The 2,079-nt window shown below is 65.2% G+C and carries 2 protein-coding genes; one reads left to right on the forward strand and one right to left on the reverse strand.

The window, feature by feature from the left end; all coding sequences use genetic code 11:
• Nucleotides 1-156: 156 nt before the first annotated feature.
• Nucleotides 157-1,317 carry a metallophosphoesterase gene (locus tag AC1D1X_RS21570; RefSeq protein ID WP_477670415.1) on the reverse strand — a complete coding sequence of 387 codons (1,161 nt, stop codon included), beginning with the start codon at nt 1,315-1,317 and terminating at the stop codon, nt 157-159.
• Nucleotides 1,318-1,590: 273 nt separating this feature from the next.
• Here AC1D1X_RS21570 and AC1D1X_RS21575 point away from each other — a divergent pair.
• Nucleotides 1,591-2,079, forward strand: a 489-nt coding sequence (locus tag AC1D1X_RS21575) for a septum site-determining protein MinC (RefSeq protein WP_477699139.1), incomplete at its 3' end; no start/stop codon positions are given.

Consider the following 2,079-nt stretch of genomic DNA (forward strand, 5'->3'; position numbering starts at 1 on the left):
CAGGTTGCCCGCAGCGAAGCGAAGGGACGCAGGAACCAGGGTCGCCTTTCTTTTGCTTACTTTTCTTTGGCGAAGCAAAGAAAAGTGAGTTGCATGCCGGGCAACCCCCGGCCAGCAACACTCAGCAAAGTACGCACCCATCAAATCAACACAACCTCACCCAACCACCAACCTCAAAAAAGTAATCTCCGAAGGCGCCCCAAACCGTTTGGGCGGCCCCCAGTACCCCGTCCCGCGGCTCGTATAAACCCACAGGTTCTGCAGCTTGTGCAAGCCCGCCGTAAACGGCTGCTGAAACCGCACAAACAGGTTCCAYGGATAAAACTGCCCGCCATGCGTATGGCCCGACAGCTGCAGGTCAAAGCCGGCTTTGGCTGCCGCCGCCGCACTGCGCGGCTGGTGCGCCAGCAGCACGCGCACAGCCTCCGCCGGCGCACCACGCAGAGCCGCCTCCGGGTCACTGCGATGAGCTGGGTCAAAATGCCCACCGCTGTAGTCCGTCACACCCGCCAGCACCAGCGGCGTGGCGTCCTGGCCTGCAGCAAGAAGAGGCGGGCGAATCACCACGTGCTGGTTCAACAGCACCGTCAGGCCCAGCCGGCGCAGCTCGTCAATCCACGCATGCGCGCCCGAGTAGTACTCGTGGTTGCCCGTTACAAAATACGTGCCGTGGCGCGACTGCAGTTCTGCCAGCGGCGCGACGTGCGAGGCCAGCTCGCTCACCTTGCCGTCCACCAGGTCGCCCGTAATGGCCACCACATCGGCATCCAGTGCATTGACCTTGTCGACAATGCGGCGCAAATACGCCTGCTTGATGGTCGGCCCCACATGGATGTCGCTGATTTGCGCTACGGTAAACCCCTGCAGCGCAGCGGGCAGGCCCTTGATGGGCACGTCCACCTTCACCACGGCAGCCGTACGGCGCGCATTCAGAAAACCCAGCACGGTGATCAGCCCGCCCAGCAGCGGCACCGCCTCGGCCGACACCGTGCGCAGCCACGCCAGCGGCAGGTGGCCGGGCGCCACGGCATCGGCCAGCCACAGCACCATCAGGGCCGCGTCACGCGCCACCGTCAACACCAGCAGCGAAGAAAACAGGCCCATGAAAAGCAGGCCCGCCCAGGTCAGCACATCGGCCAGAGGCTGCTTGGCCACACGGCCGGCCATCAGCCCCAGTGGCATAACCAGCGCCGACACCAGAAGGACCGCGGCAAACAGCCATTGCCCCGCGGGATACGCCCCCAGCCCGGGGAGAAGGCGTGCACCAATGTAAACATGGAGCAGCGCGGTTACAAGCGCCAGCGGCAGGAAGTTCATGAAATGTCCAGGGTAATGACGAGCTGATGAGCCCTGCACATGGGTACGGGCCGTGCGCATTCAATGCCGGGGGCCGCTTAAAGCAGGGCTGCCGCGCCGCACAACCGCAGCCACCCGCGCGCTACAAATTGCCGGCCAGCGTTTCATACGCTCACAAGTGCGACAAAGCGTGCGCGCGAATCAGCCCCTTCGCACGCTACCCTCGGCCATCTTTCCTCGCCCTCATTTTCCGCACCGGTCGCCCGTTGTCCTTCTGCCCATGACTTTCCATCCATGACTGTTGCCATACAGGCCACCACCCCCGCCACCTTCGAAATCAAAAGCGCCAACCTGCCCCTGGTGGCCTTGCTGCTCAAGTCCACCGACCTCGTCGCCCTGGCGCAAGAACTGCAAGCCCGCTTTGGCGACATTCCCGACTTTTTCGACCAGGACGCGCTGATGATCGACCTCTCGCCGCTGCAATCCGCCGCAGTGCGCAGCGGCCGCGCGGTGGGCGACATCGACTTCCCCGCCCTCATCACCCTGCTGGGCAGCTACCAGCTGGTGCCGCTTTCCGTGAAGGGCGGYAACCCCGCGCAAATGGCGGCCGCCCTGCAAGCCGGGCTGCTGCCCGTGCCCGACGCCCACCTGCTGCCCGACCGCCCCGCTGCGGCAGCACCGGTGCAGCAGCAACAGCCAGCACCGCCCGTGGTGGTGGCCGCGCCCGCCGCCGCCCCGCTGGGCGCCCTGGTGGTCGACAAACCCCTGCGCTCAGGCCAGCAG

This window comes from Polaromonas sp. P1_G4 (assembly GCF_056405475.1).